This is a genomic window from Cryobacterium sp. (genome assembly GCF_026786305.1).
Classification (GTDB): Bacteria; Actinomycetota; Actinomycetes; order Actinomycetales; family Microbacteriaceae; genus Cryobacterium.
Genome location: NZ_JAJAYI010000014.1, coordinates 1 through 21,968, shown reverse-complemented (window position 1 = coordinate 21,968; position 21,968 = coordinate 1). Strand labels below are relative to the sequence as shown.

Sequence of the window (21,968 nt, the reverse complement as noted above, 5' to 3'; positions counted from 1 at the left end):
CCGGCAAGGTGGAGTTGCATAGATACTTGATCTCCAACCGGTGATCATCCAAGGGGTGACCGCTCAGGTAGAAGCCTATCACTTCCTTCTCGTGGTGCAACTGTTCCAACGCGCTCCAGCCTTCGATCTGCGGTAGTGGAGGTTCGGGGATCCCGGCTCCTTCGCTGCTCATGTCGAACATGCTCACTTGGCTGGAATCCTCTCCATCCTGATGCTGTTGGCCATACCGAACGAGTGTTTCGATCCACGCGGGTTTCCCTTCGCCGGCGCCCCCGCGTGCGGTGGGCCCCCCCTGGTGGGTGCGCACACCCGTTGGATCGACTATGGGCTCTCCGCCGACCGCGCGCTTGGCTCCGCGGCCGCTCTCGGCCCGCTCGCGGCGCTGGCTTATCTGTTCGACCGCTGGCAGACGCCGCGGTTGCCCGAGCACCCGCCACTGACCGGCGGGCTGGTCGGTTTCATCGGCTGGGAGGCCATTCGCCAGATTGAACGCCTGCCGCATCAGCCGCCCGCCGACTACGACGTGCCCGGCCAGTCCTTCAGCTTCGTGGCCGACCTGATGGTGCTCGATCATAAATACGGCACCGTGCAACTGATCGCCAACGTGCTCAACGACGGCACCGATACGCCCGAGGAGCTGTGGGCTGACGCGACGGCGCGTTTGGATTCCCTGCAAACCCGCCTCGCCGCGCCCGGGGAGGCCTGGCTGGCCGAGGTTGACCTGCAGGCGCCGAGCGCGCCGAGCAATCGCACCACCCGCGACGATTTTCTCGCCGCCGTCAACATCGGCAAGCAACACATTGTCGAAGGCGACGTTTTTCAGGTCGTCATCTCGCAGCGCTTCGACCAGGTCTGCACAGCGCACCCGATCGACGTCTACCGGGTGTTACGCAGCCTGAACCCGAGCCCGTACATGTACTTACTCAGCCTTGAAACGCCGGGCGGCGACCCATATTGGATCGTCGGATCCTCACCGGAAGCTCTCGTCAAGGTACAGGACAAGCGAGTCTTCACCCACCCGATCGCCGGCTCCAAACCCCGCGGCAACACACCGGATGCTGACGCCGACTACGCGATCGAGCTCGCCGACGACCCAAAGGAACGTGCCGAGCACCTCATGCTCGTCGACCTCGCCCGCAACGACCTGCTCAAGGTCTGCACGGCAGGCTCGGTCGAAGTCACCGAATTCATGCGCATCGAACGATTCAGCCACATCATGCACCTGGTCTCCTCGGTCGAGGGCAACCTCGTCGCCGGCAAGACCGCTATCGACGTTTTTCGCGCCACGTTCCCGGCCGGCACCCTGTCGGGCGCTCCGAAACCGCGGGCGCTCGAGATCATCGATGCCCTCGAACCGGCCCAACGCGGCGTATATGGGGGAGTGGTCGGCTATTTCGGCTTCGCCGGCGACGCCGACCTTGCCATCGCCATCCGCACCGCCACCATCAAGGATGGCGTCGCCCGGGTGCAGGCCGGTGGCGGCGTTGTCACCGATTCCGACCCGGCCTCCGAGTATCAGGAGTCGCAGAACAAGGCGGCAGCACCGCTGCGTGCTGTGGCCGTCGCCAACGCGATGCGGCGGGTGTTCTAGTGGCCACGGAATCAGCCAAGCGGATGTCCCCCCGCCGGCTCAAACTCGTACTCATCCTCACCATCCTGGGCGCGAGCGCACTGGCCTTGCTGGCCTGGACCCAGGTCTGGGTGCACGCCGAAGTCGGGCTCCCCAACGCCGGCACCCAGGTTCTGGAGATCGACGGAGCCATCGCCGCGCCGGCGTTGACGGCGCTTGCCCTCTCCGGATTCGCCCTCGCCGGGGCCCTCACCATCGCGGGCCGGGTCATTCGTTTCGTGCTCGGCACGCTCGAAGTGCTTCTCGGGCTATCGGTGTTTCTCGCCGCATTCCTCGCGGTCGATGACCCGTCCCAGGCCAGCGCCGCCGGGGTTACCGCAGCGACGGGAATCGCCGGACACGAATCCATCCAGCTGAGCGTGCTTGGCACAGTCGTCACACCCTGGCCGTTCGTCGCCATGGGCGCGGCCGCCATCATGGCGGCCACGGGTGTGGCCGTCATCCTGACGAGCGCTCGGTGGCCCGGTCCGACTCGCAAGTATCAGGCCGCACGGTATGAGCCGGTGGTGTCGCCGCACGATGCATCGCCGGCCGCGGTCCCGACCGGCGATGCTCTGCTGCCCGCGCCGGAGCACGTATCGAGCGACTCCGTCGGCGACTGGGACGACCTCAGTCGCGGCGAAGACCCGACCGCGCGCTGAACGGCGAGCCGTCGCTTTGCTACACTTGTCATACTTGTCAACGTATACATCGGCAACGTGATCACTAGGAGAACCATGAGCATCGATTTGTCAGATCCCGGACACGGCCACTCCGCGGCGGCGTGGACCGCTGTCATCATCATGCTGGCAGCCTTTGCCATCGGCACCACGGCCTTCTTCTTCGAGCTGGTCTGGCTCGTCTGGGTCTCCCTCGGGCTGCTCATTGCTGGTGTCCTTGTTGGCTACGTGCTGAGCAAGGTCGGCTACGGCGTTAGTGCCTCGCCCGCCATGTCGCACGGCCACTAAGCGGCTGCGCTGACACCTGGTGCTCCAAGAACTTCTCGCTGGCGCGATATCCGACGCCGAAGAACGCCTCCTCACTCGCCCGCTGGCCCGCGTGGAGGCTGCGGCGCGCGCCCACGCGCCCGCCCTCGATGCGCTGGCCGCGCTGGCCCCCGCCGACCGGGTAAAAATTCTCGCGGAAATCAAACGGGCGAGCCCGAGCCGCGGTTCCTTGGCGGCCATCACCGACCCGGCAGCTCTGGCTGTGTCGTACCAGACCGGCGGAGCGAGCGCCATCAGCGTGCTTACCGAGGGTCGGCGTTTTCACGGCTCGCTGACCGACCTCGAGCAGGTGCGGGCCGCTGTGAGCATCCCCATCCTGCGCAAGGACTTCATCGGCACGCCGTACCAGGTGTTCGAGGCCCGCGCGGCCGGCGCCGACCTCGTGCTGCTCATCGTCACTGCCCTCGATCAGACCACCCTGCTATTGCTTCACGACCTCATTCGCGAGCTCGGCATGACGGCCCTGGTCGAAACACACAGCGGCGATGAGGTAAGCCGCGCACTCGATATCGGCGCGAGCCTCGTCGGGGTCAACGCGCGCAACCTGTCGACCTTTGAACTCGACCAGAACCTCTTCGGCACACTCGCCGACAAGATCCCGTCCGGCGTCGTGCGCGTCGCCGAATCCGCCGTCACGACGGCCGCCGATGTCGCGCACTACCGTGCCGCCGGCGCCGACGTCGTCCTGGTCGGCGAAGCGCTCGTCACGAGCGACCCCATCCGAACCCTCTCCGAGTTTTTGGCGGTTTAAATGTCTTTACGTACACAGTCCGGCCCCTATTTCGGCGACTTCGGCGGCAGGTTCGTGCCGGAGTCCCTCGTGGCGGCGCTCGACGAACTCACGGCGGAATACGAACTCGCCAAGAAGGACCCCGCGTTCGCTGCGGCACTGATGGAGTTGCACATCAACTACAGCGGTCGCCCATCCATTATCACCGAGGTGCCCCGGTTCGCCGAGTATGCCGGCGGCGCCCGCATCATCCTCAAGCGTGAGGACCTCAACCACACCGGTTCGCACAAGATCAATAACGCCCTCGGTCAGGCCCTGCTTACCAAGCGCATCGGCAAGACCCGAGTGATCGCCGAAACCGGGGCGGGCCAGCATGGAGTAGCCACGGCCACGGTAGCCGCCCTGTTCGGATTGGAGTGCGTCGTCTATATGGGCGAGGTCGACACCGAACGTCAAGCTCTCAACGTCGCACGGATGCGTCTGCTCGGCGCCGAAGTTGTTCCCGTGAAAACCGGTTCGCGCACCCTGAAAGACGCCATCAACGACGCCATGCGCGACTGGGTCACGAACGTTGAGACCACCAACTACATTTTTGGAACCGTGGCCGGACCGCATCCGTTCCCGGCCATGGTGCGCGACTTTCAAAGGATCATCGGCGAGGAGGCTCGCCAGCAGGTGCTTGACCTGACCGGCAGCCTGCCGGACGCTGTCACTGCGTGTGTCGGTGGCGGTTCAAACGCCATGGGTATCTTTCATGCCTTCCTCGACGATCCTGATGTCGCACTGTTCGGCTACGAGGCGGCCGGCGACGGAGTGGAGACGCCGCGGCACGCGGCGACCATTTCCAAGGGCCGCCCCGGAGTCCTGCACGGCGCCCGCAGTATGCTGCTGCAGGACGAAGACGGCCAGACCGTCGAGTCACACTCCATTTCGGCGGGACTCGACTACCCGGGGGTGGGCCCCGAGCACGCCTGGCTCGCGAGCATCGGCCGAGCCACGTACCTGCCGATCACCGACGACGAGGCCATGAGCGCTTTTTTGCTGTTGAGTCGCACCGAGGGCATCATCCCTGCGATCGAGACGTCGCACGCTCTCGCCGGAACCCTCGAACTCGGCCGTGCCCTCGGACCGGAGGCGACCATCCTGGTCAACCTCAGCGGTCGCGGTGACAAAGACATGGAAACGGCTGGCCGGTACTTCGACCTGCTCGACGACGGCGCAGCACAGTCATGACGACCATTGTGAGCACGGTCGAGCAGACCATCGCACGCCGAGGCTCCGAGGGTGGGGGAGCACTCATCGGCTACCTCCCGGTGGGGTTTCCCACCCTCAGTGAGAGCATCGACGCAGCCGTGGCCCTCGTCGCCAACGGCGTCGACATCATCGAGCTGGGTCTCCCCTACTCCGACCCGGTCATGGACGGCCCCGTCATCCAGGCAGCTACTCAGCAGGCACTGGCCAACGGCTTCAAGCTGCGTCACGGGTTCGAAGCGATCAGGGCCATCACCGCGCAAGTGGATGCTCCGGTCCTGGTCATGACGTACTGGAACCCGGTTGTGCAGTACGGCGTTGAACGATTCGCCGAGGACCTGCTCGCCGCGGGCGGTGCCGGGCTGATCACGCCCGACCTCATTCCTGACGAAGCCGGTAACTGGATGGCGGCCAGCGAACGCACCAGCCTCGACCGCGTCTTCCTGGCCGCACCGTCCTCGTCCGAAGCACGTCTGGTGCAGGCCGTTGAAGCCAGCCGGGGCTTCGTGTACACCGTCTCCACGATGGGAACCACCGGCGCTCGTGCCGGCGTCGACGCTGCTGCCCGCATCTTGGTCGAGCGCTTGCGCGCTGTCGGCTGCACGAGCGCGTGTGTCGGCCTCGGTATCTCCACCGCAGATCAGGTGCGCGAAATTCTCGGATACGCGGACGGCGCGATCGTCGGCTCCGCGCTCGTGCAAGCGCTGAGCGTCGGGGGGGTGCCGGCCGTTGCACGCCTGGCCCTCGAACTCGCCGCCGGTGCGATCGATATTCGTCCCGTCTCCTGAGCGCGTTCTACACTAGATTCTTTGAGGCGATCGACCGATTCGCCCTAAGTGACGTCAGTCACGATGAAAGGTAGTACCTAGGTGTCTTTGCCTCTGAGTATTCTGAGCACGAGTATCCCAAGCCCCGAGTGGAGCTTCTTCGACCTCGGCCCGTTCCGCATTCACGCCTACGCGCTGTGCATTCTCGCCGGCATCATCCTCGCCACGATCATCACCTCCCGCCGGTTGACCAAGCGCGGCGCCGAGCCGGGAGTCGTGCTTGACATCATCCTGTGGGCGGTGCCGCTCGGAATTGTCGGGGCGCGCATCTACCACGTGCTCACTCACCCGGGTGACTACTTCTTCAACGGCGCTGATCTGCTCCGCACGCTGTACATCTGGGAGGGCGGCAACGCCATCTTCGGGTCGTTGATTGGTGGCGCCGTCGGCGCCTATATCGGCTGCCGCCTGGCGGGCATCCGCTTCTGGACCTTCGCCGACGCCGTCGCACCCGCCCTGCTCGTTGCGCAGGCTACCGGTCGGCTCGGCAACTGGTTCAACCACGAACTGTTCGGGCTGCCGACGACCCTGCCGTGGGGACTCGAAATCGAGCCGAGCAATGTCGCGTTCCCGATCGGCCTGCCGACCGGCACCCTGTTTCACCCGACTTTTCTCTACGAAATCATTTGGAACCTGCTGGGCGTTGCGGTCATCCTCTACCTGGAGCGCAAATTCCGCCTGCGGTTCGGCCAGACCCTGGGTGCCTACCTCATCTGGTATGGACTGGGTCGCAGCTTTTTTGAGTCTATTCGCATCGATCCGAGCGAAATCTACTTCGGAATCCGCACCAACGTCTGGGCTGCTCTCGCGGCCATCGCGCTGGGCCTCATCATCATTTTTGTACAACGTCAGCGACACCCGGGCCTTGAGTCCAGCCCGTATGTGCCCGGTAGGGAATGGATTGGGCCAGACGCTGGGGTAGAATTCGATGACAGCGATTCGGAATCTGAAGATCAGAGCGATGAAGCCGCTGGCCACACCGAACCAACCGAGGCCGCAGCCACAAGCACGAGCGCTTCGCGTCAGTAGCTCACGTTCGCTGAATCCCAGCTGACACACTCGTAGCGCCGCCCAGTCCGGGCCCGGCCCGAACCGGGCGGCCGTTACAGTTTTCCCGCACTTCTTTTTCGGGCCAGCGTCGTCCCTTCCTGCCAGTCATTTCGTGAGGACGGTCTCAATGGCGCAGAAACCTCTCTATTCCCGCTTCAGCAGCGTGCCCGAAGCATCCGGCTTGTACGACCCGGCCGCCGAACGCGACGCGTGCGGCCTGGCCATGGTGGCGACCCTGCGCGGAACCGCCGGACACGACATCATCACCCAAGCCCTCGATGCCCTGCGCAACCTGGAACACCGTGGTGCGGTCGGCTCCGACGCCGGAACCGGTGACGGCGCCGGAATCATCACCCAGATACCTGATGCCTTCCTGCGCGCCGTCACGGATTTCGCGCTTCCCCCAGTCGGCCAGTACGCCGTCGGCAACGTTTTTCTGCCGACCGATCCGACCGCCCGTACGGGGATCAAACGAGCCATCAGCCTGATCGCCGACGAGGAAAGCCTCACCATCCTCGGGTGGCGTGAGGTACCGGTGCACCCGGAAGACCTCGGTAGCCAGGCCCGCGCGAACATGCCCGCCATCCAACAGCTATTCGTACAGAGCACCCACACCACCGAAACCGGCGACCTGGTCAGCGACATTGCGCTCGACCGGCAGACCTTTCGACTGCGCAAGCGTGCCGAACGCGAGCTCGAGATCTACTTCGTCTCACTGTCCTGCCGCACTCTCGTTTACAAGGGCATGGTCACGACCCTGCAACTCGAACCGTTCTACCCAGACCTGTCCGACGAACGTTTCGTCTCGACGCTCGCCCTCGTGCACTCTCGCTACTCCACCAACACGTTCCCGTCCTGGCCGCTGGCCCAGCCGTTCCGCATGATCGCCCATAACGGTGAGATCAACACGGTGCAGGGCAACCGCAACTGGATGCGCGCGCGCCAGTCCCAACTTGAGTCTGAGCTGCTGGGCGACCTCGCACCGCTGTTGCCGATCGTCACCCCGGGCGCGAGTGATTCGGCCTCCTTCGATGAGGTCGTGGAACTGCTCAGTTTATCCGGGCGGTCGCTGCCGCACGCCATCATGATGATGGTGCCCGAGGCCTGGGAAAACCAGACCGACCTCGAGGTCGAACGTCGCGACTTCTACGAATATCACTCCATGCTCATGGAGCCGTGGGATGGCCCCGCCGCGATCGTGTTCACCGACGGTTCCCTCGTCGGGGCAACGCTCGACCGCAACGGCCTGCGCCCCGGCCGCTACCTCATCACCGACGACGGCCTCGTCGTGCTCGCGAGCGAGATCGGCGTGCTCGGAATCGACCCGGCCCGCGTCGTGCGCAAGGGCCGCCTTCGCCCCGGCCAAATGTTCCTGGTCGACACCAAAGCCGGCCGCATCATCGACGACCGCGAGATCAAAGCCGAACTCTCGGCGAGTGAACCGTGGGGCGAGTGGCTCCAGAAGGGGCGCATCAACCTGAAGGACCTGCCCGAACGGGAACACATCGTGCACCCGCCGGCATCCGTTGTGCGACGCCAGCGCACCTTCGGCTACACCGAAGAAGAGGTGCGCATACTGCTCACACCGATGGCCCGCACCGGCGCCGAACCGCTCGGCGCCATGGGCAGCGACACACCCATCGCCGTACTCAGCGACCGCCCACGGCTCATGTTCGACTACTTCACCCAGCAGTTCGCTCAGGTGACCAACCCGCCGCTCGACTCGATCCGCGAAGAAGTGGTCACGAGCCTCAAGCTCGGTCTGGGTCCGGAGCGCAACCTGCTCACCGCCGGCCCGGAACACGCGCGTCAGGTCATTCTGGACTTTCCGGTCATCGACAACGACGAGCTGGCCAAGATCCAGCACATCGACCCCGTCCTCGGCAGCCGCACCACCACGACCATTCGCGGCCTGTACCGGATCGAGGAGGGCCCCGACGCGCTGTCAAAGCGGCTCGCCGCGATCTGTGCCCTGGTCGACGAGGCCATCGAGGCTGGCGCCCTGTTCATCGTGCTGAGCGACCGCGATTCCAACAAGGACCTTGCACCGATCCCGTCGCTGCTGATGATTGCGGCGGTGCACCACCACCTGATCCGCACAGAGAACCGCATGAAGGTCGGCATCGTGGTCGAGGCTGGCGACGTGCGCGAGGTGCACCACGTGGCTCTGCTCATGGGCTACGGCGCCTCCGCCGTCAACCCGTACCTCGCCATGGAAACCTGCGAAGACCTCGTGCGCAGCGGCATCATCACCAACGTCACGTCTGAAACAGCGGTGCGCAACGTGATCAAGGCCCTCGGTAAGGGTGTGCTCAAGATCATGTCCAAGATGGGCATCTCCACCGTGTCGTCCTACGCCGGCGCGCAGACATTCGAGGCCGTCGGCCTCGCCCAGTCCTTCGTCGACCAGTATTTCACCGGTACTACGAGCAAGCTCGGCGGCGTTGGCATCGACGTGATCGCTGTCGAAAACCTGTCGCGGCACGCATCCGCTTACCCATTGGATGCCGCCGTCACCGCACATGAGCGCCTCGCGACCGGCGGCGAGTACCAGTGGCGTCGCGATGGCGTCCCGCACCTGTTCAACCCGGAGACCATCTTCCGGTTGCAGCACGCGACCCGCACCCGGCGCTACGACATCTTCCGTGAGTACACGAAACTTGTCGACGACCAGGCCGAATCGCTCATGACTCTGCGCGGAATGTTCACCCTCAGCCCCGGCCAGCGCACCCCCGTGCCGCTCGACGAGGTGGAGTCGGTGGCGCAGATCGTCAAACGGTTCTCCACCGGCGCGATGAGCTACGGTTCCATTTCGCAGGAGGCGCACGAGACCCTCGCGATCGCTATGAACCGCCTCGGCGGCAAGTCCAACACCGGTGAGGGTGGCGAAGACCTCGATCGTTTGCTCGACCCGACCCGGCGCAGCGCCGTCAAGCAGGTCGCCTCCGGTCGATTCGGTGTGACGAGCATGTACCTGACCCACGCCGACGACATCCAGATCAAACTCGCTCAGGGCGCCAAGCCCGGCGAGGGCGGTCAGCTGCCGCCGACCAAGGTCTACCCGTGGATCGCCCGCACCCGGTACGCGACGGCTGGAGTCGGCCTCATCTCACCGCCGCCGCACCACGACATCTACTCGATCGAAGACCTCAAGCAGCTCATCTTCGACCTCAAACGAGCCAACCCGAAGGCGCGCATCCACACCAAACTGGTCAGCCAGTCCGGTATCGGTGCCGTCGCTGCGGGTGTCGCCAAGGCACTCTCCGACGTGATCCTGATCAGCGGCCACGACGGCGGGACGGGTGCCAGTCCGGTCAACTCGCTCAAGCACGCCGGCACCCCGTGGGAACTCGGCCTTGCCGAAACCCAGCAGACGCTCATGCTCAACGGGATGCGTGACCGCGTGGTCGTGCAGGTCGACGGCCAGCTGAAGACCGGGCGTGACGTACTCATCGGTGCCCTGCTCGGCGCCGAAGAATTCGGTTTCGCGTCCGCGCCGCTTGTCGTATCGGGCTGCATCATGATGCGTGTCTGCCACCTCGACACCTGCCCGGTCGGTGTCGCCACCCAGAACCCGGAGTTGCGCAAACGCTTCGCCGGTCAGGCCGACCACGTCGTGAACTTCTTTGAGTTCATCGCGCAGGAGGTCCGCGAGTACCTTGCCGAGCTCGGATTCCGCAGCCTCGACGAAGCCATCGGCCGCCGTGAGGTGTTGGGCGTGAACCGCGCCCTCACCCATTGGAAGGCACAGGGGCTTGACCTCTCACCCATTCTGAGCGGCCCGGACTTTTCCGAGTCCGAACCGCGCAAGTGGGCGCGCGCCCAGGAGCACGAACTCGACAAGCACTTCGACAACGAATTGATTCGTCGCAGCCAGAGCGTGCTCGAACACGGCGGTACGGTGAGCATTGATCTGCCGATCCGAAACACCGAGCGCGCCGTCGGCACCATGCTCGGCCACGAGGTTACCCTCCGGCACGGCGAAAACGGTCTGCCGGCCGGGTCCATCGAAGTCATCCTGACCGGGTCGGCCGGGCAGTCCTTCGGGGCGTTCCTGCCGAGCGGGATCACCCTGCGGCTCGAGGGCGAATCGAACGACTACGTCGGCAAGGGCCTGTCGGGGGGGCAGATCATCGTGCGTCCCGACCGGGCCAGCCAATTTCCGGCCGAAGACAACGTCATTGCCGGAAACGTCATCGGCTACGGTGCAACGCAGGGCAGCATGTTCATTCGCGGCATCGTCGGGGAACGCTTTCTGGTGCGCAACTCCGGCGCCACCGCCATCGTTGAGGGCGTTGGCGACCACGCCCTGGAATACATGACCGGAGGACTCGCCGTCATCCTCGGTGAGACCGGACGCAATCTCGGTGCCGGCATGAGCGGTGGCACCGCCTACGTCTACGGGTTGACCGCCGAACGGGTCAACCGTGACGCGCTGACCTCGGGAGAGCTGCGGCTGCTCGGCCTCGATCGCGTCGACCGTGAGATCGTGCGTGACCTGCTCGAACAACACCGGGACCAAACCGACTCGGCACTCGCCGCGCGCATGCTGGAGAACCTGGAAGATACCATGAACGCCTTTGTCAAGGTGCTGCCGCGCGACTACGCGGCCGTACTGGAGACCAGACAGACGGCCCTCGACGAGGGACTCGATCCCGACGGACTTGTTGTGTGGAATAGAATTCTGGAGGTAACCAATGGCTGATCCGAAGGGATTCCTGAAGACCACGGAACGTGAGCTTCCCGCTCGTCGGCCCGTGGCCATCCGCTTGATGGATTGGAAAGAGGTCTACGAGCAGGGTGACACCGCCGTTCTCAAACGGCAGGCCGGCCGTTGCATGGATTGCGGCGTGCCGTTCTGTCAACAGGGGTGTCCGCTCGGCAACCTCATTCCCGAGTGGAACGACCTGACGTGGCGCGACGAGGGCCACGCGGCTATCGAACGTCTGCACGCGACCAACAACTTTCCTGAGTTCACCGGTCGGCTCTGCCCGGCCCCGTGTGAATCGTCGTGCGTGCTCGGAATCAACCAGCCGGCCGTGACCATCAAACAGGTCGAGGTGTCGATTATCGACCAGGCCTTCGCTAACGGCTGGGTGCAGCCGCAACCGCCGGGTCGACTCACCGGCAAGACCGTCGCGGTCGTCGGTTCCGGCCCCGCCGGACTGGCCACCGCGCAGCAGCTCACCCGCGCGGGGCACACCGTCGCCGTTTTCGAACGTGACGACCGCATCGGAGGACTGCTGCGTTACGGCATTCCCGACTTCAAAATGGAGAAGAAACACCTCGAACTGCGCCTCGCGCAGATGACGGCGGAGGGCACCCGTTTTCGGGCCAACGTCAACATCGGGGTGGACATCACGTGGGACGACCTGCGCGCCCGCTACGACGCCGTCGTGGTGGCGACCGGCGCCATGGTGCCCCGCGACCTACCGATTCCCGGACGCGACCTGCCCGGCGTGCACTTCGCCATGGAATACCTCGTGCAGCAGAACAAGATCGGTGCCGGCGGAAGTCTCGAAGCTCAGATCACCGCCGCGGGTAAGCACGTCGTGGTGCTCGGCGGTGGTGACACCGGAGCCGACTGTATCGGCACCGCGCACCGCCAACTGGCAGCATCCGTCACCAACCTCGCGATTGGCAAGCAGCCGGGCACAACCCGCCCGGAAAACCAGCCGTGGCCGATGTCCCCGACCCTGTTCGAGATCTCCAGCGCCCACGAAGAGGGCGGCACGCGCCAGTACCTCGCGTCAACGGTCGAGTTTCTGGCCAACGAATTCGGCGAGGTGCGGGCCATTCGCATCGCCGAGACCGAGTACCTCGACGGGCGCCGCGTTCCCAAGGCCGGCAGCGAGCGCGAGGTTCCGGCCGACCTCGTGCTGCTCGCCATGGGCTTCACAGGCCCGGAATCGGACGAACTCATCCATCAGCTGAAGCTCCCATTCGATGGGCGCGGCAACGTTGAGCGCGACGGTAAGTACCAGACCAGCCACGAGGGCGTGTTCGTCGCCGGCGACGCCGGTCGCGGCCAGTCGCTCATCGTCTGGGCCATCGCCGAGGGACGCGCCGCCGCGGCCGCTGTCGATCAGTTCCTGGAAGGGCAGACGCAACTGCCGTCTCCCGTCAAGCCTACGGACCGCCCCTTCTCCCTCTAACCCATTCGTCTGCCTGCACCACGCTGTAATGCGCTCAAAAAGCGCGGAAATCGGAGATTCACCAGAATGAGACGCGCAAAAATTGTCGCCACCCTCGGGCCGGCAGCTGCCAGCTACGAGCAGATCAGAGCGCTCATCGACGCGGGCGTTGATGTCTGTCGCATGAACCTGAGCCACGGAAACTACCAGGTGCACGAGAGTGTTTACGCCAACGTGCGTAAGGCCGCGAACGACTCCGGGCGTGCTGTCGCCGTCATGGTCGACCTGCAAGGCCCCAAGATTCGCCTCGGCAAGTTCGAGGGCGGTCCCTACGAACTCGCCGTCGGCGACATTTTTAAGATAACCACCGAAGACGTGCTCGGCACCAAGGAAGTCTCCGGCACCACCTTCAAGGGGCTGCCGCACGACGTGCACCCCGGTGACTTTCTGCTCATCGACGACGGCAAGGTCAAGGTGCAGGTGGTCGAAACGGATGGCGTCGTCGTCACCACCACGGTCATCGTCGCTGGCCCGGTGTCCAACAACAAGGGCATCAACCTGCCCGGTGTGGCCGTGAACGTGCCCGCCCTGTCGGATAAGGACGAGGCCGACCTGCGTTGGGGCCTCCGTCTCGGAGCGGACCTCATCGCGCTCTCCTTCGTGCGCAGCGCCGACGACATCACCCGCGTGCACGAGATCATGGCCGAGGAAGGCCGCCGCGTTCCGGTGATCGCCAAGATCGAGAAGCCGCAGGCCGTCGACAACCTCGAAGAGATCGTCGACGCCTTCGACGCGATCATGGTCGCCCGCGGCGACCTCGGCGTTGAGCTTCCGCTCGAAGCTGTGCCGATCGTGCAGAAGCAGGCAGTTGAGATTGCCCGCCGCATGGCCAAGCCGGTCATCGTTGCCACGCAGATGCTCGAATCCATGATCTTGAGCCCGGTGCCCACCCGCGCCGAGACCAGCGACGTCGCCAACGCTGTGCTTGACGGTGCGGATGCCGTCATGCTCAGTGGTGAAACCAGCGTCGGAGAATACCCCGTCGTCACGGTGCAAACCATGGCCCGCATCGTGGAATCCACCGAGGTGCACGGCCTCGAGCGCATCGGCAAGCTGACCAACCGCCCGCGTACCCAGGGCGGCGCCATCACCCTCGCCGCGATCGAGGTCGCCGAGTTCGTCGACGCCAAGTTCCTCTGCATCTTCACCGAGTCCGGCGATTCGGTCCGGCGCATGTCCCGCCTGCGGTCGAAGATTCCGATGCTGGCCTTCACGCCGGATCCGGGTATCCGCCGTCGACTCGCTCTCACCTGGGGCGTGCAGACCCACCTGGTGGAGCGGGTGACCCACACCGACGCGATGTTTGGTCAGGTTGACGACATTCTCATCGGCCAGGGCCTCGCCGAAATCGGTGACAAAGTTGTCGTCATTTCCGGGTCCCCTCCCGGAATCGTGGGCTCGACGAACGACATTCGCGTGCACCGAGTGGGCGACGCCCACAACGAGGTTGCGCCGGCGTACGTCAAGAAGTAGCAGCATCCACAGGGCCCCGTCGCACAGTGTGCGGCGGGGCCTTCGTGTGCGCGGCATCCGTCGCGAATCTGGTGCACCAGTCTGCTGGTGAATAAACGGAATGTTTTCTCTACAGTGAGAAAGGGCATTCGCCCCCGATTGAGGACAGGGACATGGCTGCCGAACCGATCATGCTGCCGGTAGCTGCGAAACGCTCGTTCCGTACGTCGCGATCGGGTTCGCTGCACAAATTCTGATCGGTGCCCGAAGCTTTCTGATTCCGGCTGTGCTCTCGGGCATCGCCTCGCCCGTGCCGCAACCCGTACCTCGACCCGCACCGAATTGGACCGTGCCGGGCTGTTCCGGGCGAGCGTGGTCAACGGCGGCATCCTCATCACCCTCCCACCACTTTACGACGTGGCCCGCAGGGTCGTGGCCGCCCCGGTGCTGGCCACACTCGCGTCGTTCATCGGGCTCACGGTGCGAGCTCTCCGCGTGCGCTGGGGGATGCGTGAACCGTCTGGAACCAGACCAACCCTGCCGGGGGCGACGCTAGCCTGCCCTCCCTCGATACACCCTCATTCGGAAAGCCCCTCTTTGCTGGTTGGCTCCCTGCCGCCGGTGACGGTGACCCTCGCCGCCGGGCATGGTCGGCCTGCGTCGGCTCTGCCGGTGTCGCCGAGCCCGGTGAAACCAACGCACCCGCACTTCCGTAACCCTGACGACGGCGCGCGCCGCGCTGGCCTCTTCGGTAGCGCGCCATGACTGGAACGAGATAGTGGCCACGTCGGCGTGCGTGCTCGGACGCTGGCCGGTGCGGTTGCGCTCGACCCGGCCGTCGCGATCGGCCAGGGGGGCGACCGGTCTGGGGCGACCGGCCACTGGACAACCGGCCACTGGACTACCGGCCACTGGACAACCGTGGCGGTGTCCATGATCGACACCCGGCTCAACCCAGACATGGCCGATGTTGCCGTTGGCAACACTCTCATGATCACCCTCAGCAACGACGACATGCTGCACGACCTCGTACTCGCGAACGGGGTTCAATCCGGCCCCGTGGAGCCGGGCGCCGGCACAAGCGTCGCCGTCGGGGTCAATGATGGTACTGAGGATGCCGGGTGCTCACTCGGCGGACACCACCTGCTCGGCATGGTGCTCACCGTGAACGCTGTTGGCGCAGCCGACGACTCAGGCAGCGACAAGCCACGCAGCGACGGCACGATCATGCATGCGATCGACTTTCAGGCTAAAGTTCTCGCACCCGGCAAGGCGATGGGCAGCATCGCGCCATGAGAGAGCCTGACCTATAATTTTACCGCCACTCGCTCGGGAATCTGGCTCTACCACTGCTCCACGATGCCCCTGTCGGCGCAGATCGCCAAGGCAATGTTCGGTGCCGCTATCATCGCTCCGCCCGGGCTATCGCCCGGTGACGCTGCGTATGTGCTGATTCAGTCCGAGTACGACCTCGGCCATCAATGCGGCGTGGGAGACACCTCTCGGCCTGCGACCCAGAAGCCCGATCTGGTCGTGTCCAACGGCTGTAGCGACCATTACCCCACCGAGCCCCCGACACCGACCGTCGGGGAGAACATGCGGGTCTGGCTGCTTCACGCCGGACCCAACCTTGCGAGTTCATTTCACGTTGTCGGCGGCCAGTTCGATACCGTTTACGCGGAGGGCGAGTACCTGTTGAAAGACGGCGGCAGTACGGGCACGGGCGGTTCCCAGACTCTCTCGCTGGCTCTCTCGCTGGCCCTCTCGCAGGCCCCAGCCCAAGACGGATTCGCCGTGCTGACCTTTCACGGGGTGGGCAGCTACTCGCTCTTCAGCCATCCGATGAGCGATGCCGAAAAGGGCGCACACGGCCCGTGTGCAGTGAGCGAGTGATCTCTTGCACGGGCGCGGAGGTTCTGGTCGCACCCTCGTGTGGCAAGACAGAGCGGCATCGCCACAGCCGCACGAGTAGAGAGAAAAAACAAAAACAGATTTTGATCAGGATTTTTTAACACTGGAAATGGTACCGGTGGTGGGACTCGAACCCACACGTCCTTGCGAACAAAGCATTTTGAGTGCTCCGCGTCTGCCATTCCGCCACACCGGCTAACAACTACTCGTTCAGAATACCGTAGGCTTTTGCTCGTGACCGACCAAGACAGCACCCCCACCCCTCCGCGACGCGTTGTCGTCGCTGAGGATGAATCCCTCATCCGCCTCGACATTGTCGAGATTCTGCGCGACAACGGCTTTGAAGTCGTCGGCGAAGCCGGTGACGGAGAAACTGCTGTCGCCCTGGCGCGGGAACTCCGCCCCGACCTGGTCATCATGGACGTCAAGATGCCTCAGCTCGACGGCATCAGCGCCGCTGAGCGCCTCTCCAAGGAGCACATTGCCCCGGTGGTGCTGCTGACCGCGTTTAGCCAGAAGGAACTGGTCGAGCGCGCCACCGAAGCCGGCGCCCTTGCCTACGTCGTCAAACCATTCACCCCGAACGACCTGCTGCCCGCGATCGAGATCGCCCTCTCGCGCTACAGCCAGATCATCACGCTAGAGGCCGAGGTCGCCGACCTGGTCGAACGATTCGAGACCCGCAAACTCGTCGACCGGGCCAAGGGCCTGCTCAATGAAAAGATGGGACTGACCGAGCCTGAAGCCTTCCGTTGGATTCAGAAGGCCTCGATGGATCGTCGTCTCACCATGCACGACGTCTCGCAGGCGATCATCGAACAGCTCAGCGCCAAGAAGTAGCGGGACCAGCGCCGCAGACAGACACAGAACGGCCCGGCAGGGACTGCCGGGCCGTTCTGTGTCTCGGCCGCACCTGTTCCTACCGCACACGTCCCGGCTCTGCCCGGCCCGGTCGATGCCATGCTCGAACGCACCTCACGCCTGGGCGACGCGCACGAACATCGGGTGCTCGAACGCTACCGACAGAGCCGGTCGGTCGTCGAAATCGCTCGGCCGGCACGGATAGACCGCGCCGCACTCAACGCCGCGGCCGACGACATCCGCCTGGCGTTTATCGCCTGCCCCCATGTCATCTTTCAGCCACGTTTTTCGACTCCGCTTTCGGCCCGGGGACCCCGGGCAGTCCGACCATTGCTGGTCCGACCATCGCTGGTCCGACCAGCAATGCTCCGACCAGCAATGCTCCGACCAGCAATGCTCCGACCAGGGCTGGCGGTCAGACTCGCACCGACAGTGCGATCGCCTTCCTCGGATTCGCCGACTTCATCGTGCGCCAGAGCGACGGCACCTGGCCACGGCAAGACACCAAACTCGCCCGGCACGCTCGGTTCACGGGCCTGTTGCGGCTGGCCGCCTAGGCCGAGCAACTCGAGTGCGTCGGCGCACCGACGACCGACACCGTCGAACTGCTGCTCGGCGACGGTTCCGTGAGCGCTCATTGACTCGCTGATATTCGGCCGGTGTACCGCAAACGCAAACAACGCTTCGTGCAGATCAGCACGGAGCGCCTCTTTGACCCGGCGGCCGTCGCCTGGGGAGACCCGCGTTACACGGTTTGTGGGCGCTGCGCCACCTGCGAGATCGAAGTGCAGGAGCACCGCGATCCCCTTCTCGCCGCCGGGCTGCGGCTTTCTCAGGGCGCGCGGCTGGCAGTCGGCGGCATCCGCACCATCGACGACCGCGCAGCGGCCATCGAAAATCCGCCAGGAATGGCTGACTCCACGTTCACCGCCCTGCGCATGCAAGCAAAGCTGCAGCTGCAGACCGTGTCCACCCTGCCCCGCCGGCCGAGCTGTACAACCCGGTTGCGCTGGCCGTGCTGCCCGAGCCGAACTCCGGCGATATCTTCTTCGACTTCGAGGGGGACCCGCTCTATGCCAAAAGAGATGCAACCGAGGGAGACGTGATCGGTGCGACCACAGAGTGGGGCCTTGACTACCTTTTCGGCCTGGTCGAAGCCGATGAATCTTTTCGCGCCTTCTCGGCGCATACATGGGCCGAAGAGAAGGTGGCGCTGACCGACTTTTTGGCTAATGTCGCGAAGCGTCGAGCTCAGTTTCCGGGAATGCACGTTCACCACTATGCCGCCTACGAGCGCACCCACCTGCTCAGCCTCGCCGCCCGACACGGCGTGGGCGAAGATCAGATCGACCAGATGCTGCGCGAGAACGTGCTGGTAAACCCGTACCCGCTTGGTGGTGAAATCGAAGCGCAGCGCATGTTCGATTCCATCACCGACCGCAACCGCTACGACTACCTGTCAACACTGCGCCTGCGCAACTGGATGCTGGTCCTCGCGCGCATGCCCGGCATCCACTCTGCCGGTACAGCGACCGAAGCGGACGTCGACCCGGTCAAGCCGTCGCCGGTGCGAGAGGCCCTGCTGGACCTCGCTACCGTCACCGCGGGGACCACCCACACTCCGCGCAGTGCGGACCAGACGGCAGCCTCTTGTGCCGCTGCCGCGATCGACTACCACCGGCGTGAGCAGAAGAGTTTCTGGTGGGGGCACTATTTTCGGCTTGAGGATCCGATCGAAAGATGGCAGGACACCCGCGACGTGCTCGTCGTCGAGCACGCAGACGTCGAACGCGACTGGTTTCGCGACGGCCAGCAGCGAGTCGAGCGTCGCCATCTCTGGCTGCGCGGTCGACTCGCACCGGGCAGCAGCAGCACGCCGGGCGACCAGGCCGGGCCCCATCTGCTCTACGAATATCCGGGGCCGTTCACGAACCCCGACACCGCTGAGGGCGCCCGCACCCACCGCTGCGTGAAAGTGCGTGAGGTCACCGAAGGCGGCGACATTGTGGTCGAAGAAACGCTCCAGAAAGTCGTCGCGTGCTACAGCCATCGACCGAGCGCCCTCGCGCCTGCTGCACAGCCCCGGCCCATGCAGCAGAAACCCGCCATCGATGAGTGGGCCGACGCCATCGTCGACGCCCGACCCGGTTGGCCGCGCGACCCGATGGTCGATATTCTGCGCCGCATCCCTCCGTGCACCCGTATTGGCGACCTCGCGCCGGAATCGTCCGACGGGCAGACCGCGGACGCGGTGATCGCCACCCTGCGCGACCTCGACGACTCCTACCAAGACGTACAGGGGCCGCCCGGCACCGGCACGACCTACCTGGGGTCAGCTCACGATACGGAATAAATAACACGCTAAGGGTTTCCGGCCCTGCTAAATGGTCTCTGTTTCACGAAACGGGATAAATATCACGGTAAGAGTCCGATATTCCCGATCACATCAAAGAGATCCATTGTCTCGTCGCAGGGTTGACACCCAGAGGGCGTGCGCGCCATGCTCGAAGTCACGTTCAGGTGGTCCTATATCGCTCGTAAGCGACACCTGAGTCAACGAAGACGAAAGGTGTCGTCCATGAATAGGGCTCAAATCATGAGGAGATTCATCTCCCCAGTTCTTGGATTCGCAGTCGCAATCGCATTTTCCGCTACCCTAACGGGCGCGGCCCTCGCACCAGAACGTGCCCCTTCCCCGACAGAGGCCGCAGCACAGGCATGCTGGACGGAGTATGAGTCTGGACAACATGCCTGTGCTGCGAACAGCGACGAACTTGCCAATGTTGTATTGCAGAAATACAACAAGGTCATGGTCGAAAGTGTCGAGCAATTTGAATCCATCCAGAAATCCGGCTCATTTAGGTCGATGGCCGTGCCCGCCAGTGCTCTCGCCACCTACGCCATTGGGACTCTCTGGACTGGCGCCAATTACAGTGGCAACGCGGACTATTACACGACCTCAAATGCATCAACCTGCTACGGCCAGACTTACACGTTCGCTTCACCCAGTGTCGTCTGGAACGATCAGACGTCTTCCTTCGCAGGTCAAGGAGCATGCCAGATCAGGCTCTATGACGACATCAACTACTACGGCGGTTTCTACGGCTATTTCGATTGTCGGAGCAACTTGGCCAACGTTGGGTACAACGATCGGGCGTCGTCAGTCAGGTTCCATTTGACGAATACATATAGCTGCTTCTAGACGACGTATCGGCCAAGACCCCGAGCCACTATCCAGGCTCCCGGGTCTTGGCCATTTTTTCTGGAGTGTGACTATCCATGTAACTGCCCTAATATCGCGGATCGAGAGCGGTGCGGCGACCGCTCGAAGCCTGGCTCAGCGCCTCGTAGCGGCCAAGTTGGCAGAGCTTCGTCACGACCCAGCCGATGAGGCGGATAGCGCAAGGCCTAATCGTGTCGGCTTGATTGAAGGCCCGCTCATTTCCTACGGAATTGGTCGTCCGCCGCATGATCGCGGCAGTTACGTCGATAGCCCACTTTCTGAAGTTCGTTTTGCACGCGGATTGGATGGAACCAATGCCTCCCTGCCGGACATTGTTGAGTATGGACACCTTTGATTCCCAAGCCACAGACTCCGCACTGTGGTTGCACGTCCGCGGCGGCAATGGACGCGCGTTTGGTGTCCTGTTTGACCGCCACCGGGATCGGGTTTTTGGTCATAGCCTTCGGCTGGTTCGAACACAGGCGGCGGCTGAGGATGTTACTGCGATGGTGTTCCTCGAAGCTTGGCGGTGCAGAACACGAGTTCGGTTCGTTGATGAGTCCATCCTCGGGTGGCTCCTTGTAACCACTAACAACGTGGCCCGGAATCAACTTCGGTCCGGTCTCCGACACCAGCGACTTCTCCGAAGGCTTCCACCGCCGGATTCTGTGCCTGACCACAGTGAGGCGGTGCTGGACGCGATCGACCTCGGCTCCACAGGGAACACGGTTCAGCGCGCCTTTGCGCACCTGAACTCCCGGGACCAAGAGATACTGCTGCTGTGTGTCCTGGAAGACCTGTCGATGACGGACGTCAGCCGGCTTCTTCGAATACCTTCGGGCACCGTCAAATCCCGACTATTCCGCGCAAAGCGACACCTCGCTCTCGTCCTCAACGAGTACAACCCGATCCAACCATCCCCATCAGTTGCGGGAGAAAGCACATGATGAACAGTACGCCGACGGAACCGCACTTCACTGCCAACCGCAGTGCGGCGATCCGAGCCCTCCTCGTGAACATCGCCGAACCAGGAACTCCAGAGAATCTGAGACTTCGTCGTGCTCGACGCGTTCGGATCGTCGTCCCCGCAGTCATTGCAACCCTCGTCTTGACTGCCGGTGCCGTCGTGGCCGTCCAAGCGCAGGTAACGAGGACCGATCACATCAATTGCTTCGCTCGAGCGGAGCTCAACATGTGGGGGGAATTCCCGGGCGCTCGGGTGACCAGCCTCGAGGGCACCATCGGCGACAGCGAAGGGGGTCCGGTGTCAATCAATGACGCCCTGGCCGCGTGTTCAGACCTCTGGGCCCAGCATGCCCTGGACGCAAGTATCGAGAGTGGGGTTCGTTCAGATCCCGTTGACCGAACATTTTCCTACCCTGTCCCTGACCCGCTCACGGTCTGTGTCATGTCCGATGGAATGGCCGCCGTGATTCCCGGCGCGTCCGACGTCTGCGGTCGCCTCGGCCTGGCGGAACGAGCCAAGTAGGAACAAACAAATGCCATGACCAAAACTACCCACGACGACGTGTTTCTTGGCGGCGTCCACATCGGCCCAGATTTACATTTACTTGGGGGTCAGAAGCCGGGTATTAGTAGGGGTCGCTTGAGAATTCGGAGCTCAGCGTACGGTAAGCCCATCAATCTGCCGGTTCCCGGATGAGAAAGCGTCCGTAGGGCGGCGATTCACTCTCAGGCGACGTGTAGGGGTGGGCAGTCTTTGGTGCAGCGAGAATTGTCGTCCAGGAAGGAATGCCAGATGAGCTTGTACCAGACGTCTCCAGACGTTGCGCGTTTCGTCGATCTTCGAAAGGAGCTGACCGAACTCCGATCCGGGGTGAGCGGAACGGGGG

At 63.9% G+C, this 21,968-nt stretch carries 20 protein-coding genes and 1 tRNA gene; 18 read left to right on the top strand and 3 right to left on the bottom strand.

Going from position 1 to position 21,968, the window contains the following annotated elements; all coding sequences use genetic code 11:
- A partial coding sequence (locus LH475_RS01490; protein WP_297412691.1) for a hypothetical protein occupies positions 1 to 187 on the bottom strand: 187 nt, incomplete at its 3' end.
- Here LH475_RS01490 and LH475_RS01485 point away from each other — a divergent pair.
- From LH475_RS01485 to LH475_RS01430, 12 genes are all read left to right on the top strand, one after another.
- The gene (locus LH475_RS01485) at positions 188 to 1,591 is read left to right on the top strand and encodes a chorismate-binding protein (protein WP_297412690.1); all 1,404 of its coding nucleotides are present in this window, start codon (positions 188 to 190) and stop codon (positions 1,589 to 1,591) included.
- The gene (locus LH475_RS01480) at positions 1,591 to 2,271 is read left to right on the top strand and encodes a Trp biosynthesis-associated membrane protein (protein WP_297412689.1); all 681 of its coding nucleotides are present in this window, start codon (positions 1,591 to 1,593) and stop codon (positions 2,269 to 2,271) included. Before LH475_RS01485 ends, LH475_RS01480 begins: the two co-directional genes overlap by 1 nt.
- 75 nt (positions 2,272 to 2,346) lie before the next feature.
- The gene (locus LH475_RS01475) at positions 2,347 to 2,577 is read left to right on the top strand and encodes a DUF6704 family protein (RefSeq protein WP_196845036.1); all 231 of its coding nucleotides are present in this window, start codon (positions 2,347 to 2,349) and stop codon (positions 2,575 to 2,577) included.
- Between the two features lie 19 nt (positions 2,578 to 2,596).
- Positions 2,597 to 3,367 carry an indole-3-glycerol phosphate synthase TrpC gene (gene trpC / locus LH475_RS01470; RefSeq protein WP_196845035.1) on the top strand — a complete coding sequence of 257 codons (771 nt, stop codon included), beginning with the start codon at positions 2,597 to 2,599 and terminating at the stop codon, positions 3,365 to 3,367.
- Positions 3,368 to 4,579: a tryptophan synthase subunit beta gene (gene trpB, locus LH475_RS01465; protein ID WP_196845034.1), complete on the top strand. Its 1,212-nt coding sequence runs from the start codon at positions 3,368 to 3,370 to the stop codon at positions 4,577 to 4,579.
- Positions 4,576 to 5,385, top strand: coding sequence for a tryptophan synthase subunit alpha (gene trpA, locus LH475_RS01460; RefSeq protein ID WP_196845033.1), 810 nt, complete (start codon positions 4,576 to 4,578; stop codon positions 5,383 to 5,385). The genes trpB and trpA overlap by 4 nt, the downstream gene beginning before the upstream one ends.
- An 81-nt stretch (positions 5,386 to 5,466) precedes the next feature.
- Entirely contained in the window at positions 5,467 to 6,453 is a 987-nt protein-coding gene (lgt, locus tag LH475_RS01455; protein ID WP_297412688.1) for a prolipoprotein diacylglyceryl transferase, read from the top strand.
- A gap of 148 nt (positions 6,454 to 6,601) precedes the next feature.
- On the top strand, positions 6,602 to 11,179 hold the full coding sequence (gltB, locus tag LH475_RS01450; protein WP_196845032.1) for a glutamate synthase large subunit: 4,578 nt from the start codon (positions 6,602 to 6,604) through the stop codon (positions 11,177 to 11,179).
- Positions 11,172 to 12,629, top strand: coding sequence for a glutamate synthase subunit beta (locus LH475_RS01445; RefSeq protein ID WP_297412687.1), 1,458 nt, complete (start codon positions 11,172 to 11,174; stop codon positions 12,627 to 12,629). The genes gltB and LH475_RS01445 overlap by 8 nt, the downstream gene beginning before the upstream one ends.
- Before the next feature lie 66 nt (positions 12,630 to 12,695).
- Entirely contained in the window at positions 12,696 to 14,141 is a 1,446-nt protein-coding gene (gene pyk, locus LH475_RS01440; RefSeq protein WP_196845030.1) for a pyruvate kinase, read from the top strand.
- 771 nt (positions 14,142 to 14,912) lie between these two features.
- Positions 14,913 to 15,416 (top strand): hypothetical protein, encoded by a 504-nt coding sequence (locus LH475_RS01435; protein ID WP_196845029.1) that lies wholly within the window; start codon positions 14,913 to 14,915, stop codon positions 15,414 to 15,416.
- A 63-nt stretch (positions 15,417 to 15,479) separates the two neighbouring features.
- Positions 15,480 to 16,013 (top strand): hypothetical protein, encoded by a 534-nt coding sequence (locus LH475_RS01430; RefSeq protein ID WP_196845028.1) that lies wholly within the window; start codon positions 15,480 to 15,482, stop codon positions 16,011 to 16,013.
- A gap of 128 nt (positions 16,014 to 16,141) precedes the next feature.
- Here LH475_RS01430 and LH475_RS01425 read toward each other — a convergent pair.
- A tRNA-Leu gene (locus tag LH475_RS01425) sits at positions 16,142 to 16,227 on the bottom strand.
- A gap of 38 nt (positions 16,228 to 16,265) precedes the next feature.
- Between LH475_RS01425 and LH475_RS01420 the strand changes: the two genes are divergently transcribed.
- Positions 16,266 to 16,871: a response regulator gene (locus tag LH475_RS01420; RefSeq protein WP_035879545.1), complete on the top strand. Its 606-nt coding sequence runs from the start codon at positions 16,266 to 16,268 to the stop codon at positions 16,869 to 16,871.
- Positions 16,872 to 17,006: 135 nt separating this feature from the next.
- Here LH475_RS01420 and LH475_RS01415 read toward each other — a convergent pair whose 3' ends face one another.
- Complete coding sequence (locus LH475_RS01415) at positions 17,007 to 17,159, bottom strand: hypothetical protein (protein ID WP_196845027.1); 153 nt, start codon at positions 17,157 to 17,159, stop codon at positions 17,007 to 17,009.
- A gap of 392 nt (positions 17,160 to 17,551) precedes the next feature.
- Between LH475_RS01415 and LH475_RS01410 the strand changes: the two genes are divergently transcribed.
- From LH475_RS01410 to LH475_RS01390, 5 genes are all read left to right on the top strand, one after another.
- A complete protein-coding gene (locus LH475_RS01410) occupies positions 17,552 to 17,998 on the top strand; it encodes a hypothetical protein (RefSeq protein ID WP_196845026.1) in 447 nt (148 codons plus the stop codon).
- On the top strand, positions 17,908 to 19,245 hold the full coding sequence (locus tag LH475_RS01405; RefSeq protein WP_297412686.1) for a hypothetical protein: 1,338 nt from the start codon (positions 17,908 to 17,910) through the stop codon (positions 19,243 to 19,245). Before LH475_RS01410 ends, LH475_RS01405 begins: the two co-directional genes overlap by 91 nt.
- Before the next feature lie 243 nt (positions 19,246 to 19,488).
- Positions 19,489 to 20,094 carry a hypothetical protein gene (locus LH475_RS01400; protein ID WP_147364385.1) on the top strand — a complete coding sequence of 202 codons (606 nt, stop codon included), beginning with the start codon at positions 19,489 to 19,491 and terminating at the stop codon, positions 20,092 to 20,094.
- 266 nt (positions 20,095 to 20,360) lie between these two features.
- Positions 20,361 to 21,062 (top strand): RNA polymerase sigma factor, encoded by a 702-nt coding sequence (locus LH475_RS01395; RefSeq protein ID WP_327012285.1) that lies wholly within the window; start codon positions 20,361 to 20,363, stop codon positions 21,060 to 21,062.
- A 245-nt stretch (positions 21,063 to 21,307) separates the two neighbouring features.
- The gene (locus LH475_RS01390; RefSeq protein ID WP_158594743.1) at positions 21,308 to 21,604 is read left to right on the top strand and encodes a hypothetical protein; all 297 of its coding nucleotides are present in this window, start codon (positions 21,308 to 21,310) and stop codon (positions 21,602 to 21,604) included.
- The last annotated feature ends 364 nt before the right edge of the window (positions 21,605 to 21,968 follow it).